The 24,278-nt window shown below is 69.4% G+C and carries 31 protein-coding genes and 1 tRNA gene; 12 read left to right on the top strand and 20 right to left on the bottom strand.

Features of this window, described 5'->3' with window-relative positions; genetic code table 11:
* Window positions 1-916: DUF2637 domain-containing protein (locus E1289_RS25665; RefSeq protein WP_131984489.1), on the bottom strand; the 916-nt coding region annotated here is incomplete at its 3' end.
* 265 nt (window positions 917-1,181) lie between these two features.
* Between E1289_RS25665 and E1289_RS25660 the strand changes: the two genes are divergently transcribed.
* The 6 genes from E1289_RS25660 to rlmB all read left to right on the top strand — a co-directional run bounded on the left by E1289_RS25660 (window position 1,182) and on the right by rlmB (window position 6,459).
* Window positions 1,182-1,925, top strand: a complete 744-nt coding sequence (locus E1289_RS25660; protein WP_131984487.1) for a DUF6585 family protein — start codon at window positions 1,182-1,184, stop codon at window positions 1,923-1,925.
* A gap of 110 nt (window positions 1,926-2,035) precedes the next feature.
* The gene (locus E1289_RS25655) at window positions 2,036-2,392 is read left to right on the top strand and encodes a YciI family protein (RefSeq protein ID WP_207929145.1); all 357 of its coding nucleotides are present in this window, start codon (window positions 2,036-2,038) and stop codon (window positions 2,390-2,392) included.
* On the top strand, window positions 2,389-3,702 hold the full coding sequence (locus E1289_RS25650) for a DUF6596 domain-containing protein (RefSeq protein WP_243713136.1): 1,314 nt from the start codon (window positions 2,389-2,391) through the stop codon (window positions 3,700-3,702). The genes E1289_RS25655 and E1289_RS25650 overlap by 4 nt, the downstream gene beginning before the upstream one ends.
* 6 nt (window positions 3,703-3,708) lie before the next feature.
* Window positions 3,709-3,903, top strand: coding sequence for a hypothetical protein (locus tag E1289_RS25645; RefSeq protein WP_131984483.1), 195 nt, complete (start codon window positions 3,709-3,711; stop codon window positions 3,901-3,903).
* Between the two features lie 102 nt (window positions 3,904-4,005).
* Window positions 4,006-5,400 carry a cysteine--tRNA ligase gene (gene cysS / locus E1289_RS25640; RefSeq protein ID WP_131984481.1) on the top strand — a complete coding sequence of 465 codons (1,395 nt, stop codon included), beginning with the start codon at window positions 4,006-4,008 and terminating at the stop codon, window positions 5,398-5,400.
* Window positions 5,401-5,520: 120 nt separating this feature from the next.
* Window positions 5,521-6,459 carry a 23S rRNA (guanosine(2251)-2'-O)-methyltransferase RlmB gene (gene rlmB, locus E1289_RS25635; protein ID WP_131984479.1) on the top strand — a complete coding sequence of 313 codons (939 nt, stop codon included), beginning with the start codon at window positions 5,521-5,523 and terminating at the stop codon, window positions 6,457-6,459.
* On the opposite strand, the gene E1289_RS40195 is transcribed toward rlmB, so the two are convergent.
* Genes E1289_RS40195 through E1289_RS25620 form a run of 3 tightly spaced genes read right to left on the bottom strand, consistent with a single transcriptional unit; the run spans window position 6,431 to window position 8,505 of the window.
* A complete protein-coding gene (locus tag E1289_RS40195) occupies window positions 6,431-7,603 on the bottom strand; it encodes a sigma-70 family RNA polymerase sigma factor (protein WP_131984477.1) in 1,173 nt (390 codons plus the stop codon). The two genes, rlmB and E1289_RS40195, sit on opposite strands and share 29 nt — an antisense overlap.
* Entirely contained in the window at window positions 7,604-7,951 is a 348-nt protein-coding gene (locus E1289_RS25625; RefSeq protein ID WP_131984475.1) for a YciI family protein, read from the bottom strand.
* Window positions 7,948-8,505: a dihydrofolate reductase family protein gene (locus E1289_RS25620; RefSeq protein WP_131984473.1), complete on the bottom strand. Its 558-nt coding sequence runs from the start codon at window positions 8,503-8,505 to the stop codon at window positions 7,948-7,950. The genes E1289_RS25625 and E1289_RS25620 overlap by 4 nt, the downstream gene beginning before the upstream one ends.
* Window positions 8,506-8,633: 128 nt before the next feature.
* Between E1289_RS25620 and E1289_RS25615 the strand changes: the two genes are divergently transcribed.
* A tRNA-Thr gene (locus E1289_RS25615) sits at window positions 8,634-8,706 on the top strand.
* A gap of 68 nt (window positions 8,707-8,774) precedes the next feature.
* Here E1289_RS25615 and E1289_RS25610 read toward each other — a convergent pair.
* The 10 genes from E1289_RS25610 to E1289_RS38375 all read right to left on the bottom strand — a co-directional run bounded on the left by E1289_RS25610 (window position 8,775) and on the right by E1289_RS38375 (window position 15,631).
* Window positions 8,775-9,926, bottom strand: coding sequence for a tyrosine-type recombinase/integrase (locus E1289_RS25610; RefSeq protein ID WP_131984471.1), 1,152 nt, complete (start codon window positions 9,924-9,926; stop codon window positions 8,775-8,777).
* Window positions 9,927-10,012: 86 nt separating this feature from the next.
* The gene (locus E1289_RS25605; RefSeq protein WP_131984469.1) at window positions 10,013-10,198 is read right to left on the bottom strand and encodes a helix-turn-helix domain-containing protein; all 186 of its coding nucleotides are present in this window, start codon (window positions 10,196-10,198) and stop codon (window positions 10,013-10,015) included.
* Complete coding sequence (locus E1289_RS25600; RefSeq protein ID WP_347813592.1) at window positions 10,180-11,607, bottom strand: replication initiator; 1,428 nt, start codon at window positions 11,605-11,607, stop codon at window positions 10,180-10,182. The genes E1289_RS25605 and E1289_RS25600 overlap by 19 nt, the downstream gene beginning before the upstream one ends.
* Window positions 11,608-11,702: 95 nt before the next feature.
* Window positions 11,703-11,858, bottom strand: coding sequence for a hypothetical protein (locus E1289_RS38385; protein ID WP_165970609.1), 156 nt, complete (start codon window positions 11,856-11,858; stop codon window positions 11,703-11,705).
* A 15-nt stretch (window positions 11,859-11,873) separates the two neighbouring features.
* Window positions 11,874-12,032 (bottom strand): hypothetical protein, encoded by a 159-nt coding sequence (locus E1289_RS38380; protein WP_165970608.1) that lies wholly within the window; start codon window positions 12,030-12,032, stop codon window positions 11,874-11,876.
* Window positions 12,032-12,559, bottom strand: coding sequence for a hypothetical protein (locus tag E1289_RS25595; protein WP_131984467.1), 528 nt, complete (start codon window positions 12,557-12,559; stop codon window positions 12,032-12,034). Before E1289_RS25595 ends, E1289_RS38380 begins: the two co-directional genes overlap by 1 nt.
* A 15-nt stretch (window positions 12,560-12,574) precedes the next feature.
* Window positions 12,575-13,444 (bottom strand): DUF2637 domain-containing protein, encoded by an 870-nt coding sequence (locus tag E1289_RS25590; RefSeq protein ID WP_243713135.1) that lies wholly within the window; start codon window positions 13,442-13,444, stop codon window positions 12,575-12,577.
* A gap of 8 nt (window positions 13,445-13,452) precedes the next feature.
* Window positions 13,453-13,773 carry a hypothetical protein gene (locus E1289_RS25585; RefSeq protein ID WP_131984463.1) on the bottom strand — a complete coding sequence of 107 codons (321 nt, stop codon included), beginning with the start codon at window positions 13,771-13,773 and terminating at the stop codon, window positions 13,453-13,455.
* Between the two features lie 98 nt (window positions 13,774-13,871).
* On the bottom strand, window positions 13,872-15,224 hold the full coding sequence (locus E1289_RS25580; RefSeq protein ID WP_131984461.1) for an FtsK/SpoIIIE domain-containing protein: 1,353 nt from the start codon (window positions 15,222-15,224) through the stop codon (window positions 13,872-13,874).
* 14 nt (window positions 15,225-15,238) lie between these two features.
* Window positions 15,239-15,631 (bottom strand): hypothetical protein, encoded by a 393-nt coding sequence (locus E1289_RS38375; protein WP_165970607.1) that lies wholly within the window; start codon window positions 15,629-15,631, stop codon window positions 15,239-15,241.
* A 128-nt stretch (window positions 15,632-15,759) separates the two neighbouring features.
* On the opposite strand from E1289_RS38375, the gene E1289_RS25570 reads away from it, so the two are divergent.
* Window positions 15,760-16,140: a GntR family transcriptional regulator gene (locus tag E1289_RS25570; protein ID WP_131984457.1), complete on the top strand. Its 381-nt coding sequence runs from the start codon at window positions 15,760-15,762 to the stop codon at window positions 16,138-16,140.
* A 9-nt stretch (window positions 16,141-16,149) separates the two neighbouring features.
* Here the strand turns inward: E1289_RS25570 and E1289_RS25565 are convergent, their stop codons facing one another.
* From E1289_RS25565 to E1289_RS25550, 4 genes are all read right to left on the bottom strand, one after another.
* Entirely contained in the window at window positions 16,150-16,587 is a 438-nt protein-coding gene (locus E1289_RS25565) for a hypothetical protein (RefSeq protein WP_131984455.1), read from the bottom strand.
* 211 nt (window positions 16,588-16,798) lie between these two features.
* Window positions 16,799-17,032, bottom strand: coding sequence for a hypothetical protein (locus E1289_RS25560; RefSeq protein ID WP_131984453.1), 234 nt, complete (start codon window positions 17,030-17,032; stop codon window positions 16,799-16,801).
* Window positions 17,029-17,238, bottom strand: a complete 210-nt coding sequence (locus E1289_RS25555; protein ID WP_131984451.1) for a hypothetical protein — start codon at window positions 17,236-17,238, stop codon at window positions 17,029-17,031. Before E1289_RS25555 ends, E1289_RS25560 begins: the two co-directional genes overlap by 4 nt.
* Window positions 17,235-17,513 carry a hypothetical protein gene (locus E1289_RS25550; RefSeq protein WP_131984449.1) on the bottom strand — a complete coding sequence of 93 codons (279 nt, stop codon included), beginning with the start codon at window positions 17,511-17,513 and terminating at the stop codon, window positions 17,235-17,237. The genes E1289_RS25555 and E1289_RS25550 overlap by 4 nt, the downstream gene beginning before the upstream one ends.
* Before the next feature lie 142 nt (window positions 17,514-17,655).
* On the opposite strand from E1289_RS25550, the gene E1289_RS25545 reads away from it, so the two are divergent.
* From E1289_RS25545 to E1289_RS25530, 4 genes are all read left to right on the top strand, one after another.
* Window positions 17,656-18,738, top strand: a complete 1,083-nt coding sequence (locus E1289_RS25545; RefSeq protein ID WP_131984447.1) for a hypothetical protein — start codon at window positions 17,656-17,658, stop codon at window positions 18,736-18,738.
* Entirely contained in the window at window positions 18,725-19,888 is a 1,164-nt protein-coding gene (locus E1289_RS25540; protein ID WP_131984445.1) for a hypothetical protein, read from the top strand. Before E1289_RS25545 ends, E1289_RS25540 begins: the two co-directional genes overlap by 14 nt.
* Window positions 19,889-20,115: 227 nt before the next feature.
* Window positions 20,116-20,718, top strand: a complete 603-nt coding sequence (locus tag E1289_RS25535) for an endonuclease domain-containing protein (protein ID WP_131984443.1) — start codon at window positions 20,116-20,118, stop codon at window positions 20,716-20,718.
* A 60-nt stretch (window positions 20,719-20,778) separates the two neighbouring features.
* The gene (locus E1289_RS25530) at window positions 20,779-21,579 is read left to right on the top strand and encodes a restriction endonuclease (protein ID WP_207929144.1); all 801 of its coding nucleotides are present in this window, start codon (window positions 20,779-20,781) and stop codon (window positions 21,577-21,579) included.
* A 720-nt stretch (window positions 21,580-22,299) separates the two neighbouring features.
* Here E1289_RS25530 and E1289_RS25525 read toward each other — a convergent pair.
* Together E1289_RS25525 and E1289_RS25520 are read right to left on the bottom strand one after the other, a co-directional pair.
* Entirely contained in the window at window positions 22,300-23,040 is a 741-nt protein-coding gene (locus tag E1289_RS25525; RefSeq protein WP_131984441.1) for a class I SAM-dependent methyltransferase, read from the bottom strand.
* Between the two features lie 564 nt (window positions 23,041-23,604).
* A partial coding sequence (locus E1289_RS25520; RefSeq protein WP_207929143.1) for a hypothetical protein occupies window positions 23,605-24,278 on the bottom strand: 674 nt, incomplete at its 5' end.

Raw genomic sequence — 24,278 nt, 5'->3', positions numbered from 1 at the left:
GCGGGTCGAGGGAGGGGCGCGGTTCCGGCAGGGCGTCCAGCGGCGGCGCGGGCTCCGACGACAGGCTTCCCCCGGCCGCGAACTCCTCGCGGGCGACGGGTTCCCGCGCGGCCGGTGCTTCCTCGGCGGGTGCTTCCTCGGCGGGTGCTTCGTCGGCCGGTTCTCTCTCGGCGGGAGCGTCATCGACGAGATCGTCGTGGACGAGGTCGTCGTGGACGACGAGATCCTGGGGCGCCGTCTCGTCGGAGGCGGCTTCGTACGCCGGGGCCGCGTCCGGAACGTGCTCGGGTTCCGGGAAGGGGATGAGCGGCTCGGGCTCGGGCTCGGGGTCGTCCAGGAAGGCCGGCGCGGATTCGGCGGCGGCATCGGGGTCCGTCGGCGCCGGTGGCTCCGGGGCCGCCGGTTCGAGCACCTTGACGTGGCCGCGCTGCGTATCGGGCGGCGAGACCTCCTCCGCGCTGGGACGGGCGACGCGGATCTGCTTGAACATCGTCAGCCACAGCCAGACCGCGATCACCAGCATGACGTGCGGGGCGACGGCGACGCCCGCCCGGACCGCGTCCTCGGGCAGCGAGCCGAACCCCCAGACCGAGTGCTGGACGGAGAGGGCCGCGCCCCCGGCCACGAGGAGGAGCAGCAGCGCCCAGCGCGGCAGCCGCGTCCACCAGCGGGCGTTGCGGGTGATCACGAGGGACAGCATCGTCAGCACGGTGAGGGTGTCCGCCATCGCCGGGTACAGCGGCGCCCAGCGGGCACCGGCGCGTCCGGCGAGGGCCAGCTCGCGGAGCACGTCGTAGGTCACCGCGAAGGCGCCGCCCGCCAGCGCGGCGACAATGAGCCCGGTGAGGGCGGTGAGGAGCCGCCGCTGGACGGGGGTGTACCGGGGGCCGCCGGGCCGCGTGCGATCAGATGGCATGTCTCTCGTTCCGGGGGAGGGCGCCTGAGGGTCCTCAGGCGAGATTAGCCAGCCCGGACGGCAACGGCTTCCCACTTACCGACGATCACTCGGCGCTGCGCGTGATATGTGAGGAGACGTACCTTATGAACGACGTCGGGGGAGTCACCCGCGACCCGGCGTCGCGCAAGGTGGAACGAATGTCGACAGCGCCAGGGAGGCAACGATGCCGGACGGCAGGACCATGCGCGAGATGTGGTCCCGCGCGGCCCGATAGCGCGCGACGGTGGCGGATCCCCAGGACCGGCTCGGTGAACCGGTCCGGACGTTCGACGGCCGCGCCCGCGACCGGCGCACCCGGGCATGGCTGCTATTGCTGAGCCTCGCGTCGCTTGCGCTGATCCCGGCGGCCGTCCTTTACCTGCACGACGGTGTGTGGTGGGCGGGGGTGCCCGCGCTCCTGCTCTCCATGGGGTACGCGGGCGGCGCCGGCTGGATCGTGGGGCGCGACCGGCCGCGCACCCGCAACCGGGTCGCGTGCCTGCACACCGGCGGCATCTCGTTCACCGGCCCCGGCGGCGACGCCGGCTACGCATGGGACGAGCTGGCCTCCGTCACCGTGTCCGGGGTGCGGAGCGGCCCGGACGAGCGCACCCGCTGGCGCTTCACGGTCGTCGCGAGCGACGGCGGCGTCCTGCTCCTCACCGACGACCTCCCGGACGTGCGGACGCTCGGGCTGGCCGTCGCGAAGGAGGTCACGGCGCGGCTCGTCCCGCGGCACCTGGCGGCGGTGAAGGCGGGGGAGTCCGTCCGGCTGGCCCCGTTCACCGTGGACCTCGGCGGCGTCGAGAAGGACGGCGAGCGGCTCCCCTGGGCGGCCGTCGACGATGTCGCGATCGGCAACGGCATGGTGGCCGTGCACGCGCGCGGAGGCCGCGGGAGCCTGCTGACCGTGGCCGCGCAGATGCCCGACGCACTGGCGTTCACCGCACTGTGCCACCAGGTCAGGGAGCTGACCCGGCATTTCTGAAAGTCTTCTCGCGGGGGATGTCGAGAACGCGTCCGCCGCTCCGATCCTTTCTGTGACGCGGCCGTCCGGGCCGCCGCCCGTATCCGAACAGGAGTGACCACGTGAAGTACATGCTGCTGATCTACAACCGCCCGGGTTTCGTCGAGGAGCTGACGGAGCGCGAGCGCGACGAGCTGTTCGGCGAGGTCGACGCGATCATCCAGGAGCTGACCGAGTCGGGGGAGTTCGTCGGCGGGGACGCGCTGGCCGATCCGTCGACCGCCAAGACCGTCCGGGAGGTGGACGGGCAGCCCGCCGTGACCGACGGGCCGTTCCTGGAGGCCAAGGAGCACTTCGCCGGGCACCTCACGGTCGACTGCGAGTCGGCCGAGCGCGCCGTCGAGATCGCCTCGCGCTGGCCGGACCTCCGGTTCGGCGGCCGGATGGAGGTCAGGGCGCTCATGGAACAGTCCGGGACGGAGATGTGACGGCTCCCGTGCCGGTGCCCCGCGGCGTCGAGGACCTGCTGCGCACCCTCGCGCCGCAGGTCCTCGGCACGCTCGTCCGGCGGCACGGGCACGGGGCGTTCGACGCATGCGAGGACGCCGTCCAGGAGGCCCTGCTCGCCGCCGTCGTCCAGTGGACGGGGACCTCGGGGGACCCGGCGGGCGGGGACGGCGTGCCGGAGAACCCGCGCGGCTGGCTGCTGACGGTCGCGACGCGGCGGCTCACCGACCAGTGGCGCAGCGAGCGCGCCCGCCGCGACCGCGAGGCCGCCGTGTTCGCCCGGGACCCGGCCGGCCGGGACGGGCCCGCGCCCGGCGAGGACCGTCCCGCCGAGCACGACGACACGCTGACCCTGCTGTTCCTGTGCTGCCATCCGGCCCTGTCGCCGCCCTCGCAGGTCGCGCTGACGCTGCGGGCCGTCGGCGGGCTGACCACCGCGCAGATCGCCCGCGCGTTCCTCGTGCCCGAGCCGACCATGGCGCAGCGCGTCAGCCGGGCCAAGCAGCGGATCAAGGCCGCGGGGGCGCGGTTCGGCATGCCCCCGCGGGACGAGCGGGACGAGCGGCTGCGCGCCGTCCTGCACGTGCTGTACCTGATCTTCAACGAGGGGTACACCGCGTCCAGCGGGCCCGACCTGCAGCGGGCCGGCCTCGTCGCCGAGGCGATCAGGCTCACCCGGGAGCTGCGCCGGCTGCTGCCGGGCGACGGCGAGGTCACCGGGCTGCTCGCGCTGATGCTGCTGACCGATGCCCGCCGCGCCGCCAGGAGCGGGCCGGGCGGCCTGCTGATCCCGCTCACCGAGCAGGACCGGACGCTGTGGAACGCCGAAGCGATCGAGGAGGGCACGGCGCTGGTCACCGAGGCGCTCACCTGGTCGCCGCCCGGCCCGTACCAGCTGCAGGCCGCGATCGCCGCCGTCCACGCGGAGGCGGCCCGGCCGGAGGACACCGACTGGCGGCAGGTCCTCGCGCTCTACCGGCTGCTGGCGCACCTGTCCCCGAACCCGATGGTCACGCTGAACGAGGCCGTCGCGCTGGCGATGGTGGACGGCCCGTCCGCCGGTCTCGACCTGCTGCGGACGCTGGACGGCGACGCCCGCATGTCCGGACACCACCGCCTCGCGGCCGTCCGGGCGCACCTCCTGGAGACGGCGGGGGACGCGGGAGGTGCCCTGGAGGCGTACCGGCAGGCCGCCCGCGGCACCACCAGCCTCCCCGAACGGCGCTACCTCGAATCCCGCGCCGCCCGCCTCAGGACCACCCGACTCGAAGAAGACGAGAAATCCCGATGAACGCGCATGACCGGCGGCGTCGCCGATGCGGACCGGGACGCGGACGGCGAACCCGCCGTGGAACCGCCGCACCGGGCCACCCGCGCGCTGGCCGAGCGCCTCGGGACGAAGGCCGAGACGTATCCCGGCGACCACGGCGGCTTCGGCCCGGCGGCGGAGGCGTTCGCCACCAGGCTCGACGAGGTGTTCTCGACGTCCTGACCCCGGTCGACGCCCCTCGGCCGCGGTAGCGCCGCCCCGGACCATGCGGCCGGGCGGCGCGAGAGGACCCGCGGGCGTGCGCCGATCCAATAGCCTGGGCCCGTGAGTTTGCGCCTTTACGACACCGGTACACGCAGCGTCCGCACGTTCGAGCCCTTGGCGGAGGGCCGCGTGGGGATGTACGTGTGCGGTGCCACCCCGCAGGCGGCACCCCACATCGGGCATCTGCGGTCGGGTGTCATCTACGACGTGCTGCTGCGCTGGCTGCGCGCGTCCGGCTACGAGGTGCTGTTCGCGCGCAACGTCACCGACATCGACGACAAGATCATCGCGGTGTCGGCGGAGCAGGGCGTGCCGTGGTTCGCCATCGCCGAGGGCAACCAGCGGGTCTTCTCGCAGGGCTACGACACGCTCGGCTGCCTGCCGCCGACGATCGAGCCGCGCGCCACCGGGCACGTCCCCGAGATGATCGTCCTGATGCGGCGGCTGATCGAGAACGGCCACGCGTACGCCGCGGGCGGCGACGTGTACTTCGACGTCAAGTCGTGGGCCGACGAGTACGGCTCGCTGTCGAACCAGCGGCTGGAGAACATGCGGTCCGCCGGGGACACCCCCAACGAGGCGGCGAAGCGCGACCCGCGCGACTTCGCGCTCTGGAAGGGCGCCAAACCGGGCGAGCCCGCGTGGGAGACGCCCTGGGGCCCCGGACGTCCCGGCTGGCACCTCGAATGCTCGGCCATGGCGACCAAGTACCTCGGCCCCACCTTCGACATCCACGGCGGCGGCGTCGACCTGATCTTCCCGCACCACGAGAACGAGATCGCCCAGTCCCGCGCCGCCGGGGACGGCTTCGCCCGCTACTGGCTGCACAACGGGCTCCTCACCGTCGACGGCGAGAAGATGAGCAAGTCGGTCGGCAACGTCGTGCTGCTCACCGACCTGCTGGGCAGGGCCCGTCCCGTCGAGGTGCGGTACTACCTGGTCTCGGCCCACTACCGGTCGCTGATGGACTACACCGACGCGGCCCTCACCGAGGCCGTCTCCGCCTACCAGCGGATCGAGGGGTTCGTGACGCGGGCGTCCGAACTCGCGGGCGACGTCGAGCCCGGCGCCGTGCCCGGCGGCTTCGCCGACGCCATGAACGACGACCTGGGCGTCCCGCAGGCGCTGGCCGCGCTGCACGAGACCGTCCGGGAGGGGAACGCCGCGCTCGCGTCCGGCGACCGCGACGCGGTGCGCGCGCACCTCGCGGACGTCCGGGCGATGGCGGACGTCCTCGGCATCGACCCGCTGTCGCCGCAGTGGCGCCGCACCGGCGAGGAGGACCTGCGCCCCGTCGTGGACGCCCTCGTCTCCGTCGCGCTGGAGCAGCGGCAGGCCGCCCGCGCCCGCAAGGACTACGCCGCCGCCGACGCGATCCGCGACGGCCTGGCGGAGGCGGGCATCCTCGTCGAGGACACCCCGCAGGGCCCCCGCTGGGAGCTGAAGCGCGACTGACCCGACCCGGTTCCCCGCGGGGATAAAATCGAATGTTCGCGGGGGTTCGCAGTCCCGCCTGAAATCCGCGCCGCCCACACGGGGGCGAGCCGCAACCGTCGCGAGGGGCGTACCGAGAAGATGGCCAAGCGCAAGGGCAAGGGACCCACTCCCAAGGCCGAGGACCGCCACTGGCACGGCAAGCGCCAGAAGGCCCGTGCCGTCAAGAACGCCAAGCGCACCGGCACCCCCACGGTGGGGCCGGGCGGCCGCACGAAGGCCGCCGCCGAGGCGAGGGACCGCGCCCGCGGCCGCCCCGCCGGGGCACGGCGCGCCAACGGCGAGGTCCCCGAGCTGGTCACCGGCCGCAACCCGGTCGTCGAGGCGCTGCGCGCGGGCGTCCCTGGCACCGCGCTCTACGTCATGTCCGGCAACGACGAACGCGTCCGCGAGTCGATCCAGCTCGCCGCCGACCGCCGGATCCCGCTGATGGAGACGGGGAAGAACGAGCTCGACCGGCTGACGGACGGCGCCGTCCACCAGGGCATCGCGCTCCAGGTCAGGCCGTACCGGTACGCGCACCCCGACGACCTGCTCAAGGGCACCTCGCCGCTGATCGTCGCGGTGGACGGGATCACCGACCCGCGCAACCTCGGCGCGATCGTCCGCTCCGCGGCCGCGTTCGGCGCCGCCGGTGTCGTCGTCCCGGAGCGGCGCGCCGCCGGGATCACCGCCGGAGCGTGGAAGTCGTCCGCCGGCACCCTCGCCACCGTCCCCGTCGCGCAGGCCACGAACCTCACGCGGCAGCTCAAGGCGTACCAGAAGGCCGGCTGCTTCGTCGCGGGCCTGGACGCGGGCGGCACCACCACCGTCACCGACCTGGAACTCGCGACCGGGCCGTTCGTGCTGGTCGTCGGCTCGGAGGGCAAGGGCCTCGGCCGGCTGGTCGCCGAGACGTGCGACATGCTCGTCACGATCCCGATGCCCGGGCAGGCCGAGTCCCTCAACGCGGGCGTCGCCGCCGGCATCGCCCTGTACGAGATCAGCCGGCTCAGGGGAGCGGCGAACGACGGCGCTTGAGGAAGGCCAGCTCGGCCTCGTTCTCGACGGTGTCGATGGCCCGGTCGTAAGCCGCGGCGGCGGCCGCGTCCCGCCCGAGCCGCCGCAGCAGGTCGGCGCGGATCGCGTGGAACAGGTAGTAGTCGCCCAGGTCCAGCTCGTCCACGACCGCCAGCGCGGCCTCGACCCCCTCGACCTCGGCCACCGCCACGGCCCGGTTGAGCGCCGCGACCGGCGTCGGCGCCACCACCATCAACTGGTCGTACAACTCCAGGATCTGATCCCACCGAGTATCCGCGGCCCGCGCCGCGTCGCTGTGCACCGCGTTGATCGCCGCCTGGAGCTGATACGGCCCGGGCCGGTTCACCCGCAGACACCGCCGGACGAGCGCCTGCCCCTCCGCCACCAGCGCCCGATCCCACAGCCCGCGATCCTGGTCGCCCAGCAGCACCAGCTCCCCGCCGGCCATCCGGGCCGGCCTGCGCGACTCGATCAGCAGCATCAACGCCAGCAGCCCGAGCACCTCCGGCTCGTCCGGCAGCAGCTCCGCCAGCGCCCGCCCCAGCCGCACGGTCTCCGCCGCCAGCTCGTCCCGGCCGCCGTACCCCTGGTTGAACACCAGGTAGATGACCGCGAGGACCCCGGACAGCCGCCCCGGAAGATCCTCCTTCTCCGGCACCCGGTACGGAATCCGCGCGTCCCGGATCTTCCCCTTGGCCCGCACGAGCCGCTGCGCCATCGTCTTCTCCGGCACCAGGAACGCCCGTGCGATCTCCGCCGTCGTCAGCCCGCCCAGCAGCCGCAGCGTCAGCGCGACCCGCGCCTGCAGCGACAGCGCCGGATGGCAGCACGTGAAGATCAGCCGGAGCCGCTCGTCCCGCACGACGCCCTCCTCGACCGGCTCGGCCTCGTTGACCAGCGCCGCCTGCGCGTGCTTGCCGTCCCGCAGGGCCTCCCTGCGCAGCCGGTCCACCGCCTTGTTCCGCGCCGTCGTGATGATCCACCCCGCGGGACTGGGCGGCGGCCCGCTCACCGGCCACCGCCGCACCGCCTCCGCGAACGCGTCCTGCACCGCCTCCTCGGCGACGTCGACATCGCCGAACACCCGGACCAGGACGGACACCGCCCGCCCATGCTCCTCGCGGAAGACGCTCTCAACGGTCAATCAGACCCCGCCCTGGAACGGCCGCACCTCCATCGGCAGCCCCGTGGCCTGCGCGTACCTGGCCGCCACCTGCAGCGCCGCGTCCAGGTCCGCCACCCGGATGATCATGAGCCCGCCGATGAACTCCTTGCCCTCCGTCCACGGCCCGTCCGTCGCGACGATCTCCTCGCCCCTGCACCGCACCACCGTGCTCGCCTCGGGCCCGTGCAGCGGCTTCCCGAAGACCCACGCCTCCTGCGCCTCCAGGTCCCGCCGGATCACCGCGAGCTCCGCCATGACCTTCTCCAGCTCCTCCGGAGGCGGTTTCTCCCCCACCGGCTGGATCATGTTGAGCGCGTACAGCATCATGCTTCCTCTCTGCCCCGATACGTCGCGATCACGACCCCCGTCGTCGTCACCACCGACTCCACGAGCCGCAACCCCGCCTCGACGCCGTCGAACAGCCTGCGGCCCGTCCCCAGCACCAACGGATGGACCATCAGCAGCCACTCGTCGACGAGCCCCCGCCGCATCAGCTCCCGCGCGAGCACCCCGCTCCCGAGCACCGTGAGCCCCTCCTCGATCCCCTCGACGTCCCCCACGTCCCTCAGGAGAACCGAGTTCTCCCAGGGTGCCTCCCGCAGCGTCGTCGACACCACGTACTTCCGGGCCCGGTTCAGCACGTCCGTGAACGGATTGTCGTCCTGATGGGGCCAGAACCCGTGGAAGTCCTCGTACGTACGCCGCCCGAACAGCAGCGCCACGCCCATGTCCTTCCCCAGCACGGACGCCATGACCTCGTCGTTCCCCGGAACGGCCCACCCACCGTGCGCGAACCCGTCCCGAACGTCCTCATCGACACGACCGGGCGCCTGCATCACCCCGTCAAGCGTCAGATGCTCCACCAAGATCAGCTTCCCCATGGGTGCCCCCCAGGATGACCGGCCGGCCCACCGCCGACCTCTCACCCCCTACACGAACGCCGCCCCCCGGGATCGACACCCGCTCCCCAGAAACTTCCCGAGTCGACTACGATGCGGGACGAGCCCGCGCCGGCGTAGCTCAATCGGCAGAGCATCTGTCTTGTAAACAGAAGGTCAGGGGTTCGAGTCCCCTCGCCGGCTCCCACGTCAAAGGCCCCTTCCGATCAAGGAAGAGGCCTTTTTGCTAACAGGTTTGCTAACAGCGGCTCCTACGCCGCCCTGTCGACCCGACCCGCGAAGATCGTTGCCGCTTCGGCGAGCTGCTCATTGACGACGTGCGCGTAGACCCTCAGCGTGATGGCCGGGTCAGCGTGCCCGAGCCGAGCGGCCACCACGTGGACGGGGACGCCCGCCAGAAGCAGAGTCGTCGCGTGGACGTGCCGGAGGTCGTGAAGCCGAGCATGGGGGAGCGGCTCAACGTCCTCGCCACCGTTGTGCTCTTTGATCAGCGCCGCCATGAGGGATGAAACGGTGTCCGGATGGACCGGCTCACCCCATCCCGTGGTGAACACGTAGCCGTCTTCCGTGCCCTTCCAGGATTCGCCGACCTTGAGCTTGTCCGCCGCCTGGCGCTTGCGATGGGCCCTGAGGACGTCGACCGTTCCGGGGTCGAGACTCACGACGCGCGACCGGCCGCTCTTGGTCGTCCCCTCGATGCGCTCGCCGGCGATGAACGAGGCCGAACCCTTGATCTGGATGGAAGCGCCGTCCAGGTCGACGTCTCGCCACCGCAGGTTGAGCAACTCGCCGCGCCGTGCGCCGCTGTAGGCCGCCAGGCGGTAGAAGGCGAACAGCCGGTGACCCTTGGCCACGTCGAGGAAGGCCCGAAGCTGCGCAGTCGTCCAGACCTTCCCAGGCTCTCCACGGTGAAGCCGAGGCCGCTTAGCGCGCTCCGTAGGGTTCGACGGGATCAGCTCATCTACCCGAACCGCGTCACCGAACGCCTTGCGGAGCACCGAGTGCACGTGTCCGACGGTGCGAGGTGAGAGCCCGGTACCGCGCCGCCCGCCGGTGGTGACGAGGTCGCGGTAGAGCTTGGTGATCTGGCCGGGCCGGACGCCTTGGAGGCGCAGGCCGCCGATGTTGGGCTTGACGTGGCGTTCGATCAGGTGGCGGTAGTCGGCGAGGGTCTTGGGCTTGATCTCGACGGCGTGCGCGTCGAGCCATTCGTCGAGGTACTCGGCAACGGTGATGGCGTTGCGGTCGATGTACTCGCCGCGCCGGGCCTTGACGCGTGCTTCGTCGCGGGCTTCTTTAGCGTCGTCCTCGGTGCGGTGTCCGCCGACCCACTTGGGTTTGGAGATGCCGGTTTCGGGGTCGGTGACGCGGATGACGTAGTACCAGGTGTTGCCGCGCTTCATGACGCCGTCCCGCAGCTTGGGCCGGTTCTTGGCGGGCTTGTCCTTGGAGGGCTTGCGCGGGTTGTCCGAGCTGGCGGAGTCGGTCATCAGGCGGCCTCTTCGGTGTCCATGAGGGCGTTGACGTAGTCGTTGAGGGCGTTGAGCGGGATGCGGCGGGAACCGTCGATGCGGATGGAGCGGACGGCGCCGGAGGCGAGGAGTTCGTAGAGCTTGCTGCGGGAGATGGCCAGGGCTTTGGCCGCTTCGGGGACGGTCAGCAGGAGCTTGGGCACGCGGAACTCCGTTGGTCGGTGGTGAGCGAGGGGAGTGGCTTTCCGGTGAGGGCGGCGGTGAGCAGTGCTTCGCCGGGGGTCATGCCTTGTCCGAGGTAGCGCCAGTGGGCGATCACCAGGACTTCGTCATCTGGGGTTAGCGGGAGCCGCCCCGTGGTGATCTCGTCGTGTTGTGCGCGGTTGTGTTCGATGCGGTCGGTGCGGAGGCGGCCGAGGGTGGTCGAGTAGTGGCGGGATTTGGTGGAGAAGTGGCCGCGGAAGCCGAGCATGTGTGCCCATTCGGTCAGCCGCAGGCCCGCGTATTCCTCGATGGCGCCCAGGCGGAGGCATTCGGCGATGAGTCGCCGCGCGTGTCCCGATACGGGCAGGTCGGCTACGTCGTCGGTGGGGCGGATACGGCGGTCGAGGGTGCCGACGCATTCGGCTGCCTTGGTGGCGTATTTGGCGATGTAGCCAGCCACCGCTGTATCGGTTAGTTCCCCCGTGGTGGTGATCGGGCGTATGTCGGTCTGGGAGCCCCACACGTGCTCTTTTGCCGGGACATCTGCTGCCGCCGGGGTCGAGACCGTGACCGCCCCGGCCGCATGGTCGACGGCCGCTTCGAGCAGGTCGAGGGTGGCCCAGGCGGGCGGAGCGTTGTCGGGGCCGTCGGGTCCGTCGAGGCGGATGACGGCGTGGAAGTGGACCAGGCCGCGCCGCTGGTATTCGGCGACTTTGGCGAACGACACGGTCAGGACTTCGCGCAGGTCGGCGACCCGTAGCCCGGCCGATCGGGCGATGTAGCGGCGGAAGGCGAGGGTGAAGCGGCGCCATAGTTCGGGGGCGTGTGCGTTCCACAGCACGGCCCCGGGGTAGTCGAAGCAGTCCGGGCAGATCGGTTGCCCGAGCCGGGGGTCCCCGTCGCCGTGCCGGACGGTGCAGGAGACCGGCTGCCCGTGTGGGCAGGTCCCGCCGCCGCGCCGGGGGCGGCAGGAGACGACGCCGCCGCTCTTGCCGGTGCGGCGGGTGTGCACCGGGCCGAAGGAGGGCGCGGTGAGGGTGACGAACGCCGCCGGGTGGGTGCTCACGGTGGCGGGGACGCCTTTGCCGCCGACGAGTCCGGCGCGGACGAGTTGGTAGGTGTCGGCGCGGTAGGTCTCGGCGCAGGACGGGCAGCGCGAGGCCCGCCGGGTCTTGCACGCCACCCGCAGCGCCCCGCCCGGCTCTTGGGCTGTGGAGTAGTGGTGCAGGATCTTGCCGGTCAGCGGGTCCAGGTGGGTGACACGGCCGCGCAGGTGGACGGGTTGTGAGCATCCTCCGGTGGTGTGGGCACGTCGTGCCCAGGCGCGGAAGTCGGCGCGGTTGTATCGGGCGGCCATGTCGCGGGCGGCTACCTCGGTGACGAGCGGGGCAGGGGCCGGGTGAGGCACGATGAACGGGTCTCCCTATCCATGTGAGTGCGGTGGCGGGGATGGGGCCGGCGTGGCCGTGTGTGCTTGCCGGCGACTGCGGCCACGCCGGGGATCTAGAAGGCGGTGGTGAACCGGGCCAGCGCGTCAGCGACCAGTGCGAGGCCGCCGATGAGGGCGCGGACTGCGTGTGCGGCTTGTTCGGGTCGGCGCACCAGGAACAGGCCCAGCACGGCCCAGAAGGCGATGAAGGCGCAGCGGCGCAGGAACATCGAAGGTGCCTCCTGTCAGGTGTGGCCGTGGCCGTTGCAGTCGGGGCAGGTGGACCCGTCGGAGGCGATCCCGCCCCCGCCGCAGGTGCCGCACGCCCAGCCCACGACGAGCCCGCAGACCGGGACGCCGACGGCGATCGGAGGCGGTGCCGGGGCGGTGTGGCCGGTGGTCATCAGGCCGCCCGCCCGGTGCCCTCGCTGGCGTCCTGGTCGCCGTTGTCCGGGTCGGTGTCGAGGCGGATGTTGTCGCTGTAGCTCCTTGCCGCTTCGTGTTCGCGGCGGCGCCGGTCGGGGATGTGGACGATGCGGTAGGCCATGCGGCCGAAGGACCTGGACGCCTTGTAGTGGCCCCCCTGGGGGCGGTCATCGTTGACGGGGACGTTCAGGAGCGCGGCGACGTGGTCGACCAGCGCGGCCGATCGGGTGTCGTCGCCTTGGCGGGCGAAGACGTCGAAGGTGTCGCCGTACTCGGGGACCGGGACGCCGGGGTTGGCCTCTAGGAAGTCGGCCAGTTCGCGCAGGCCGGTGATGACCTGGTGGCGGGCGAACAGGTCACCGGGCACCACCGGGCCCGCCGGAGCGTTCTCGTTGATCTCGTTGATCTCGTTGATCTCGTTGATCTCGTTGATCTCGTTGATCTCGTTGATCTCGTTGATCTCGTTGATCTCGTTGATCTCGTTGGTCGGGTTGGTGCGGGTCATGGCGGGTGTCTCCTGTCAGGCGACGGGCGCGGTCTCGTGGCTGTGGTGTTCGGCGCCGTTGTGTTCGGTGCGGAGTTGGCGGAGCAGGTCGGAGGCGAGCTGGTTGGAGATGCCGAGCCGGGCGCGGAGCGCGTCTCGGGTGATCGGCCGCCCGTGCTGGGTGTGGTGTTCGGTGGCGACGCGGCGCGCGAACTCGACCAGCGGCCCCGCCGGACCCGACGAGGACGGTGCGGGCGACGATGCGGACGGGGTCGAGGCGGGATGATCGGCGGGGACGGGGATGGCGGTTTGGCCGTCCTGCTCGTCACCGGCCTGCTCCTGCTCGTCCTCGGCCTGCTCCCGGTCGCCGTGGTCGTTCTGGACGGACGCGGCGGCAGCGGGAGTTGTGGGGCGTTCCCAGACCACCCACGGGGACGAAGGCGATGCCGAGGACGGGGAGGGGCGACCGAAGGAGTCCGGGACGGGCAACCTGTCGTCGACCGGTGCGGACGAGGGCCGAGCCGCCACCGCGCGGGGGCCGGCCTTGCGGCGTTCCAGCATCGAGACTGCGACCAGGAACGCGCCCGCCGGAGTCCCCGCGGTGATCCACCCCCACACCGACGGATCGGCCTGTGCCAGGTTCGCGGCCAGCGAGAGCAGGACGCCGCCGACCAGGACGAGGGTGGGCCACGACAGCCGCGCGGTTTCGCGTCCGGTGTTCTTGTCTCGCTGGCGTTCTCCGGCGGCCATGACGCAGGTGAGGTCGATGCACACGGCGATGGCCCAGGCCATCCAGCCGTGCTGGCCGTGTTCGGTGGCGGTGTCGCGGATGTGGGTGAACGAGCCCGCCGCGGCGATCCCCGCCAGGACGACGACCGGCCCGGAGTCGGCTACCGCACTGAGCACGCGGCGGCTCATGCGGCCCGCCGGGTGTCGGCGAGGGCGAGCAGCGCGGCCAGATCGGGGTCGCAGCGGTGTGTGTCGGTCCAGTCGTCCACCTCGCCGGGACGGGACGAGGCGAAGGAGTCGGCGCAGCGCTGGCACCGGCCGATGTGCAGGGAGCGGGATTCGTCCCACTCGACACCGACCGGCCACACCGCCCAGGACGACACCCCCGGTGACCGGGACGGACCCGAGGACGACGGCGAGGACGGGCCGGACGGGCGGGACGGGACGGCGATGAAGCGAGGACGGGGACGCGGACGAGGGCGCGGGGAGCGGACGCGGTCACGCATGAGATAGCCTCCAGGGCCGGTTTCGGGCATGGGACGGGTAGGGACATGGCGCGATCAGGGCTCACGCCGAGCCGAAGGGTGAGGGAGGAGGAGGGCCGCTATGCGGCCTCAGGCCAGTCCGGCCGAGTCGCCGGGACTGAGCCGATCAGTGCGTCCCAGTCGGGGGTGAGGTGGGCGTGGTCGCGGGCGGCTTGTTCGGTGGAGCGTTCGGAGACGTACACCGACCGGGCGCGGTGCCAGGAGCCGTCTTGTCCGGCGACCACGCACACCCCCGGCGTCTCGGCGGGGATGGCGCGGGCTGCGTCCAGGGCCGCCGGGTCGAGGTCGCCGAGGGTCATGTTCGCCGTCTCCGGGTCGTTGACGTGGTGGCACACCCGCCCCGACAGTTGGGCGCGCAGCGCGGTGACGCCGGGTCCCAGGTCGGAGCCGATGCGCTGCCCGCACACGATCAGGTGCACCGCGAACGCGCGGCCGAGCTGCGCGACCCGCAGCAGCGCCGTAGCCGTCTTGGCGACCTCCTCTTTCTCGGACTTGTCGGCCATCAGGAACAGTTCGGCGACCTCGTCCACCAGGACCACGACGGGGACCGGCCGCAGGTGCTCAGGGAGCGTCCAGACGTTGCGGGCACCGTGCGCACGGCACGTGGCCATGCGGTTCTCTACCTCGCCGACGAGGTCAGAGAGCAGGTCGACGGACTCTTTGCGGGTCGTGGCCAGCGCCGACAGGCGCGGGGCGTAGGGGGTGAACTCGACGCCGCCCTTGAGGTCGAACCCGACGAGGGCGACCGGTTGCGGTGCCAGGCCCTTGAGCAGGGCGTTGGCCAGGTTGGACTTGCCGGACTGTGTCGCCCCGGCAAGAAGCCAGTGCGGCACCACGCGGAAGTCGATCACCCAGTCATGCCCGTTCTCCAGCTTGCCGGGACGCACCGTGAGCAGGTCACCGGTTTCCGGTTCGGCCACGACATCGACCAGCGGGTCACGCATGGTCGCCCACAGCGTCACGTAACCGGGCCGGACGTCGACCACCCGCACGGCGTGCACCCGCCAGGCGTGCGCGATGCCCTCCGCCGCCTTCTCGTAGTCGGCGGGGACTTGCCCGTCATGCAGGCGCAGCCGCATGCGCCAGCCGAGCCGGGTCGGCCGCAGCAGCCCGAGGCGGGGAGAGTGCTCGACGTCGACGCGGCGCACCCGCCGCTTGTGCTCGACCACGGTCGCGGCCGAGCGGGACGCCGGGCCCATGACCGGGATGGCGTCGAGGGTGAGGCGGTACCGGCGCCGGTTGCGGGTGAGCTTGCAGCCGGAGGCGACGTGAGTCCACGTCAGGTACACCAGCACCGCCCGTGCAGGGAAGGCGACGCCGTACCAGAACGACACCGGGTGGTACCGGCGCCAGGCCCAGAGCCCGGCCGCCGCAGCGGCCAGGACCCCGAGCACCAGGAGCAGATCACTCATGACCAGACCGCCGTTCAGGCCACGTCCGCCGCAGCCGACCCCGACGGGCCCGACGACGAGGAGGACGGGTCAGCGGGACCAGCCACCGAGGAGACGGGCGCGATGCGATCGGCGCGGAACGCCACACCCCACCGCTTCTCACCCCCGAGGACCGCTTCCCACGGGAACGCGACCAGCCCGACCGGGACCACGATTTCGCCGATCGTCACTGACTGGTCGCCGGTCACCGCCACGTTGAGCAGGTCGACCCGCCCCATCGGGTCGGCCGCCGACAGACCCACCGTGAACACCGTCTGACCGTTGCGGTCGGTCTTGACCTCCCCCGTGTCCTGGTTGACCAGCTTGGGACGCGGCGGCGAGACGCACACGAACGTCAGCGCCGACATGTCCACCGGGATGTTGCGCATGAACCCCTCCAGGGCTCGAAGTGATGTTCCTAGGTACAAAGGCACCTAGGCAAGTGGAGATGTCAAGCGATAGACCGAGATTCTTTGCAGGTACCTAGAGACCTAGGGGCAGGCGTACACTGCCTGACATGGGAAAAGGCCCGGTAGACCGCCGCAAGCCGTACGTGCGCATCGCTGACGAACTGCGCCGTGACATCGCGTCCGGCGTGTACCCGGTAGGGGAGACCCTGCCACCGGGCGCCAGACTCGCCGACCAGTACGGCGTCTCCGGCATGACCGTCAGCAACGCAATCGCCGTCCTGCGCGAAGAAGGCTTGGTCACCACCCGGCAGGGAGCCAGAGGCGCAACCGTCATCGCCACGCCGGACGCGCAAGAAGCCGGAGAGGCCCCGCCGGAGCGCAGCGAGGAGTTCAGCCTCCTGTTCGCGCAACTCCAGGACATCCGGGGGCACCTCCGGCGTCTCAGTGCCAGGCTCGACGCTATGGACGAGCGGACGAAGGACCTTTGAGGCCAGCGGCTATCCCAGCCGCCCGTCAGACCTCAGCGACGGGTAGCGCGAGGCCGAGAAGCCCGCAGCGATCAAGGCCGTACGGATCTCGCCGGTCCGCCGGCGGCCGATGTTCCGAACGTCTCCCAACTTGCCGCTTTCCAGCATCCGCAGCACCTCGCCTACGGTCGGCGCGTCGCCCCGCGCGCTCAAGGCGTGGAGCACATGCCGGGACAGCCCCAGGCAGGTAACCGGGCACTCGAAGGTGACCCGCTCATGTTCATGCGGACCGTCGGTCGGCATCGGGGAAGAGTGCGGCTGACTGGCCGCCGTCCGCCCGGTCTCGACGAGCAGCCGCACCAGATCCCCGACCGTCCGCAGCCCCAGACAGGACAGAGGGCACCACAACGTGATGCCCTCATGTCCCGGAACGTGCGCGGAGCCGTCAGCGTCGTTCACCTCGGCCACGGCCACCCCCACGCGTTCGCAATGGCCTTTCGAAGCTCTACCGGGTTGACCGCCTCCAGCAGCCGAGCCCGGCCGGGAAGCGTCACCATCGCCCACCATGAACCGGTGGCCGAGCCGTACCAGGCGCACACGCCGGGGAACTCGCGCTGTATCTCCCGCGTGACCGGCCAGCCGTCGACCCCGTCCGGCAGTCTCACCCGAGGCGCAGCCATCATGCCGCCCCTGCTTCGCGAGCTGGTGACGATTCGGCCCGGTGCACCCGAGCCGCGATGTCTTGTGTGCGCGTTTGCAGCTCATCAAGCTCAGCGGTGATCTCGGCGATTTCCGTGAGCAGGATCTGACGCTCTTCCTCGGTCAGCCCGACCGCCCTCTTTCTGGTCTTCGAGTGCCTTGCAGGGATCTGGACGACCGAGGCAGTCGTGGGCGTCCACTGGTCGCCGGTCATCGCACGTCCCCCCGACTGGTGAACCGGCCGAGCCGTTCGCGCAGTTCTACCGCGCTCTGCCCGTACAGGGCGCCCCACGCCGGGCGGACGGCCACCCACCGGCCGGAGTGCTCACGCGAGATCAGCCAGCAGGGGAAGTCGGTTTCCAGGTCGCCTTCAAGGCGCCGGATCAGCGCCGAGGTATCCATGCCGTTGTGCCCGTTCATGACGTCATCACCTCGGCCCCGCCCGGACGGGCCTGCTCAGCGATCCGGCGAGCCGCGCCGGGAACGTCGTTGACCGGGTGCTGACGGTCGGCGCGGTCCCACGAGAAGTACCGCCCGGAGTAGCTGACGAAGACCCAGAGGAAGACGCCGCGCACGTCGGTGAAAACGGCCAGCCCCGAAACGTACTCGCGGACCTCGGACCGGATCTCGTATTCGGTCAGCTCAGCGCGCAGCCCCGCCAACAGTTCGATCTCGGGAGTGATGTCGGTATCCACAATCCCAAGGTGGCCGGGAGACACGTCACATCGCATTACCGCCTGTATCGCATCCAGGACGGATCGTTCTCGTCTTGTCTCGTCTGATGCTCGTCTGTGTTACGTTCCAGCCGTCGAAAGGCTAGAGATGGCGAATCCCCCTGTGCGGCTCAAGGTGCTGCTGCGCGAGAAGCATTGGCAGACGTACCAGACGTTTTGTACCGAGTACGACAGAGCGGCCAAAGGTATTGACCTGGGACTTGTCGGCAGTTGGCCGAGTCGGGCGCAGTTCCACCGCTGGTTGAGCGGTGAACTCAAAGGACTCCCGTACCCGCATCACTGCCGCGTGCTGGAGACGATGCTTCCGGGCTGGACGGCGGAACAACTCTTCGAACTGTGCCCGCCGGAGGAGTCCAACCAGCCATCGAGCAACCCGGATGAGCCGATGGCCGCCGACGTGGCCGATCTGCTCACGACCATCGAGCACAGCGTCGACACCCCGCAGTCCGGCGAGATCAGTTGGGGCACCACGTCCAGGACCATCCCGGCCGCCAAGGCCCGGCTCTCAGGCGCACGGAGCCCCGCCAGTGATCACGCCCAGGAGCTTGGCCGCCGACTCCTCCAGCTCCAGCGCGAACGCCGCTTGAACGACGCCGACGTCACCGAGTTGGCGGGTCTGTCCGGTCACGTCGTCGAGCTGTCCAAGACCATCGGTCTCGACATCGCAGAAGACGGCGCCGCGCGGCTCGAATACCGCTTCGACATGCTCAACCTCAGCGACAAACCGCAGGCCCGCATGACCCGCGAAGTGTGGTTCGAGCACACCACTGGCCCGCTGGTCATCAAGCCCATCCCCGACATTGACCGGCGCGTCGCCATCCAGCGCATGCACGACACGACGAACCTGTCAAAGTTCGCCTTTCAGATCTCGCCACCGCTACGGCCGGGGGAGTGGGCACGCGTCGGATACGTCTGCGAGGGCGGGAAGTTCGACCTGAACCACTACTGGCGCGAATCGATGCCCCGCTACTGCCGCCACTACGAGATCAACGTCCGCCAACACCACATCGACCTCGGCGGATGCACCGCCACCGAGGAACACCCAGACGGCTCGGAGAACTCCGCCACCGATAGCCTCATTTGGGACATCGAAGGCAAGGACGCCGTCATGTCCTTGACCCGTGACCACCTGCGCCCCAACCAGGCCGTGACGCTGCGCTGGGAGCCGATCCGTGAACCTGCGTGACGAGATCGAGGCGACGCTACGAGCCTGGCACGCCTACGAGACCGGCCGCGGATCGGTCGCCGTCATCGACTTCGACTGCGCCCCGACCACCACCGACACCGAACCGGCCGCCAACCGCCTAGCCGTCCACCGGCGCCTGACCGAGCTGCGCGCCCACGCCGACGAGGCCGGAGCCGACCGACTCACCACCCGCCTAGACGCTGACCTGGCCTACCTCGGCGCCCTCCTGGGCCAACACCCACCCCTGAACGACTACGTCCAGGCCACCCAGGGATGCCCCGCCGCCGGATGGCAGGACGGCTACATCACCCACCGAGGCGACCAGGCCCGCCAAGCACTCGCAGCCCTAGGCATCCAGTGGGGGCCCGACACCGTTCGCGATCTCAACGCCGTCGAAGGTCCCATCGAAACCGACGACGCCCCCGACGCGATCCGCCAGGCCGCCGCCGACTACGAGACCCCCGTACGCCAGGTCACCGGCAGCAGTGCCCCGTTCGAGTTGAACGTCGAGATGACCGAGGTAGACGCCTACTGGGCGTACTGGCTGGACGGGGCCGGCGACCGCATCAGACTGCGCCTCAACCTGCGCCGCGCGAGCTTTACCAAGGTGGCCGCCCGCCAGTTCGCCCTACACGAAGTCCTTGGCCACGGCCTACAGGGTGCGAGCTGGTCAGCCCGAGCCGCAGCCGAAGACGTCCCCTGGGTACGCCTGATGTCGGTACACGCCCCCCAACAAGTCCTGCTCGAAGGACTGGCCCAGGCGCTCCCTCTGTTCGTCGCACCCGATGACGAGCTACTGGTCACCCGCACCAGGTTCGACCACTACAACCAACTCGTCCGCGCCGAGCTGCACATAGCCCTCAACCAGGGCGCCAGCATCGCCGAACTGGCCGACCATGCCACCTTCCGCATGCCCTGGATCACCGAAGCAGCCATAGCCGACCTGCTCACCGACCGAGGAGCCAACCCCCAACTCCGCTCCTACCAATGGGCCTACCCCGCCGGACTCGACTGGTTCGCCAACCTCGCCCAGGCCGACCAGCCCACAAGGACGACCGTTCTACAGGCCGCCTACCGAGACCCACTCACCCCGAGTGATCTCACCGCACTCTGGCCCGAAGGCCCCATCGTCGGAGGCCAGGGCACCTAAAACCGCAGGTCAGCCGGGTCGGCAATCCGCTGGATGAGGACTTTCTCTACGTCTTCAAGGGCGCCGCTACGCGTCGCCGGCGGCCGCCCGCCCCGGCGCGCCGGGCGTGCGGCCTCTCCGGTCCGGTCCCGCCGCGCCGTTTCGGCCAACCGCCGACCTCACTCGATCACTGAAGCAGAGCCGCCGCAAGTGTCGGCGGCTCCTTCTATCCTTTCGGCAGACGACTGATGGAGCTGATCATGGAAAAGACGCGAGTCTGTTCAAAGTGCGGCCAGACGAAGACGCTTGATCGCTTCTATCTGCCGGAGCGCCGCGTCCGCAAGGACGGAACTCACTACGAGCGACCTCGCAAGGTCTGTCGAGACTGCGCCAACGCACGCCGCCGTCAACGTGCTCTGGACCCCGAGCGTCGCAAAGCGAACGCCTCCTACTACCACATCATGAAGGAGAAGGACCCGGAGAAATGGGAATACCTATGGGGCAAGACAGCTAGAATCCGCAAGTTCGGCCTTACGCCGAAAGAACTTGATGACCTTAAGAAAAAGGCCAATGGGCTATGTCAAATCTGCATGCGCGAAACCGAACTCGTCATGGACCATGATCACAAGACTGGCAGGTTGCGCGGGCTTATTTGTGGGCCATGCAATAGCGGATTGGGTCTTCTTGGCGATCAGATTTCGACGCTTTTCCGCGCGATCGGATACCTGCATGACTACGCCGGGCCGCCTGTACCGCCTAAGCAGCGGAGGAACCGAAGGAAACTACCTCCACTTACGGAACTTCGCCAAGCCTACGAGAGGCGGCGGAAGGCGGGCCATGAACGAGAGTAAAGACCACAATACTCGCGCACTACCGAACGGACAGCGTCCACAACCGACGAAAGGCGCAACATGACCACATCTGGCGGAGAAGCAGAGGAAAATCTCGTTCCCGAGGAATCATCCGAAGCAATTCTGGGTTCAGTGCGTTTTGACACGCTGAGTCCAACTGATTTCGAGGACTTTTGCTTTGACCTTCTCTCGGAGATCGGGTTCATAAACGTCGACTGGCGAAAGGGGACGCCGCTAAATGCCTCACCCTCCGATCGCGGTCGCGATATCGTCGCTCACCTGGAAAGACACGATGTGGATGGCTACAGGTACACGGAATCCTGGTTCGTAGATTGCAAGCACTATGAACGAGGAGTGCCGCCGGAAGCTCTGCAAGGTGCGATCACATGGGCGCAGGCGGAACGACCCTCAACAGTACTGTTTATTGCTTCTGGGTATATAACTAACGGCGCTAAAGATTGGATTGCGGACTATGAACGGACCCGGCCACCTTTTAGGATTCGCGTATGGGAGATGCCGCAACTTCGGCGCCTCCTTCTGAAGCACATGGACGTGGCATTCAACCACGATGTACACACGTCCACTCTGCAACGGGTGTCGGATATTCTCGCCGTCGAATCAGAATTGACCGATAAGCTTTGGTATGGACGCAAGCCTGTGCATGATTCCCCTGTCCCGGAAACGTGGGCGCCCGATATCGTCGCCGGCATGCGTAATGCACAAAAGCGAATGGAGGAACAGTATGGTCTTGATGAGCTTCTCTCGCACGTAGAAAGTGATTTCGCATGGGGCATGCTCTCAGGTAAAGTCTCGGCGATTCGATGGGTATTGGGAGAGGATTGGGACATGCTCGACAGCTAGAAAGATCCTTCGAGATCGATGCTCCGATGACTCATCCCTTTGGTTGGGCGTGGGTGAAGCGGGGGCCTCGCGGCCCCCAGCCCCCCGCGGGCCGGAGGGCACGCCCGCGCGAAGCTGTCTGTCACACCGTCTCGCCGTTCGCGCGGGCGCACCCTCCGGGACGAGCGTGCGTGCTAACGGCCGTGCTAACAACGGGGGCGGATGACCATGGACAGGTGTGGACGTCCGGGAGGTTGCGGCGCTGGTCAGGAGACCTGTGGGGACGTCCCTGGACGCCTCTGATCTTGCTTGTAAACAGAAGGTTAGGGGTTCAAGTCCCCTCGCCGGCTCCCAGCTCATAGGCCCCCTCCGCGTCCGGAGAGGGCCTCTTTGCTAACAGGTGCAGCAGCGAAGTACGGCTTCGCCGACGCCCCGTCGCTGTCGTCGCCGGCCTGCCGCAGGTGATTCCCGAGCCGCTTGAGCGCCGCTGTGGTCTGCTCGGTCGGAACCTCGGTGTAGATCTCCCATGGTCAGGTTGATCTTGCTGTGCCGGAGGATCTGCATCGCCACCCGAGGATGGACGTCCAGCGCGGACACGTTGCGCGGCTCGATCGGACGGCCCGTCCTGGTCGTGAAGGCCAGATCGCTTTCGTGCCAGTCCTCGCACCCGTCCCGCTCGACCTCCTGCTGCGTATCTCGGAGCCGGAGCGCGGCGGAAAATTTACGTCTCGGCGGGGGTGGTTACGGTTTGTGGGTTATCCAGAGCATTTCTGCTGGCCAGTGGTGTGCCCAGTCGGGCGGGTCGGTTTCGTTGTAGCCGTTGAGCGTTCCAGGGTCGGGCCGCGGCTCGATGAGGTCGTCGATGATGAGGCCCGCGCCGCGCAGGGTCTTGATCCAGTCGCCGTAGGTGAGTTGATAGCTGACCGCGCCGTGGTCCTCGGCGATGGTGTTCAGCCCGAAGTAGTCGTGGTGCAGCGTGTTGGTTACGCGGCGGGCGTCTTCGTCGTAACAGGCTTCGAACCATGGGCTGGTGGCGTTGAACACCAGGCGCCCGCCGCGGCGCAGGACGCGGGCGGCCTGCGGGACGGCCAGGTGCGGGGGTGCCCACCTGAGCCCGCCATGGTCGCAGAACACCAGGTCGAAGCTGCCGTCGGCGAACGGGAGCAGTTCGGCGGCGCCTTGCACCAGCGGGTAGCGGGCCGCTCCCATCGCGCGGGCTGCTGCGGCGAGTTGAGCTTCGGACAGGTCGAGCCCGACCACGGTGGCTCCCTCGGCGGCCAGTGCCCTGGACCACTGGCCGCCGCCGCAGCCGAGTTCGAGGACGCGCTTGCCCGTAACGTCGCCCAAGGCGTGCAGGTGCGCGTCGGGTATGGAGTACATGCCCCACAGCCGGGGCGTGGCGCCGATCTGCGGGTCGTGCTGGTGCTGGTAGGCGCGGCTGATCTGGTTCCAGAACCGCCGGTTGGCGGGGATGCTGTCCACACGCCGACTCCAGCACTGCCTGCCGGAGCGGTCAACACGATTAGGGCACGCCCCACCTGGGGGTTGGGTACGAGGTTGAGCGAGACCGAACCAGGGGGCTGCGCCGCTCCCCTGGAGCGCCGGGCAGGCCGGGGCACTCGTCCGCGCGAAACGGTCTGTCACGGGGTCGCGCGCCGTTCGCGCGAACGAGTACTAGGAAGCCGCCGCGCTCTGGCCAGGTTGCCGGCGGGTTGTACTCCGGGAACTCGGTTCGCCGATTCCGGAGACGCTTCCGAACTCGCAGGACCCGTAGGTGGTGATGAATTCGACTTAGCCGGTGGGAAGGGTTGCCCCGGGTCGGTAAAGACCCGCTGCCAACTGTTTGTACCACGTCTTGGCTGCGGCGGAGGTGGAACACGCTCCATTTTCCTGGTGAGGAAGGGCGTCGAAGTTATGGCGATGGCGCACCCTTGTGGAGTTCTGATCGCCGGTGCGTATCCTCCAGCATGCGACATCTGTTGACCAGGATTGGTTATTGCACCGTCAGCCCTCATGCGGTGTCATTGTGCTGAGACCGGCGATGCGTCATGCTGCTGCGATGACAGTTGCGATTACGGCGAAGGCAAGTGCGCACATGAGGGTGAGCATTGCGGCTGCAAGGCGGTAGGGGTGTTGTTCGGCCCAGGTGAGCAGGCCCGGGTATCTGTTTGTGAACTCCTTGGCGGTGATGGGGGTGTTCAGATGGGTGCAGGGGACGTCGAGGGTGGTTATCAGGCGGTTTATGTCCTCGGGGCCGTAAGTGGCGCTGGAGACTCTGAGCAGCAGGTCGCGTTGGGGGCCCAGGAAGAACAGGCTTTCACTGGATCCGCGGGGGGCGATGATCGTCGCGCGGATTATCTTCGTGACTTGGGAGCGGGGGCGGCGCTTTCGGGTGAACAAGCCTTGCGCGATGATTTCTTGTGGCGTCAGGGTGATGCGGGCGCGGAGGAGGGCGGCGATCGCAAGGATGATCAGTGCGGCGAACGGGGCGCCCACGATCGGGGCGAATATCGTGGGGGCGTTGCCGATGAGGATTGCGGTGACGATTCCGGCCGTTGCCGCCATGGTGGCGGCCAGAATGGCCAGTCCCGGTATGAGTGCCGGCCGCAGGACGGGTGGTGATGAATTCGACTTAGCCGGTGGGAAGGGTTGCCCCGGGTCGGTAAAGACCCGCTGCCAACTGTTTGTACCACGTCTTGGCTGCGGCGGAGGTGGAACAC

This window comes from Actinomadura sp. 6K520, assembly GCF_004349245.1.
Classification (GTDB): Bacteria; Actinomycetota; Actinomycetes; order Streptosporangiales; family Streptosporangiaceae; genus Spirillospora.
Note: the sequence above shows the minus strand (reverse complement) of the source record. Positions and strands in the feature narration are given on the sequence as shown.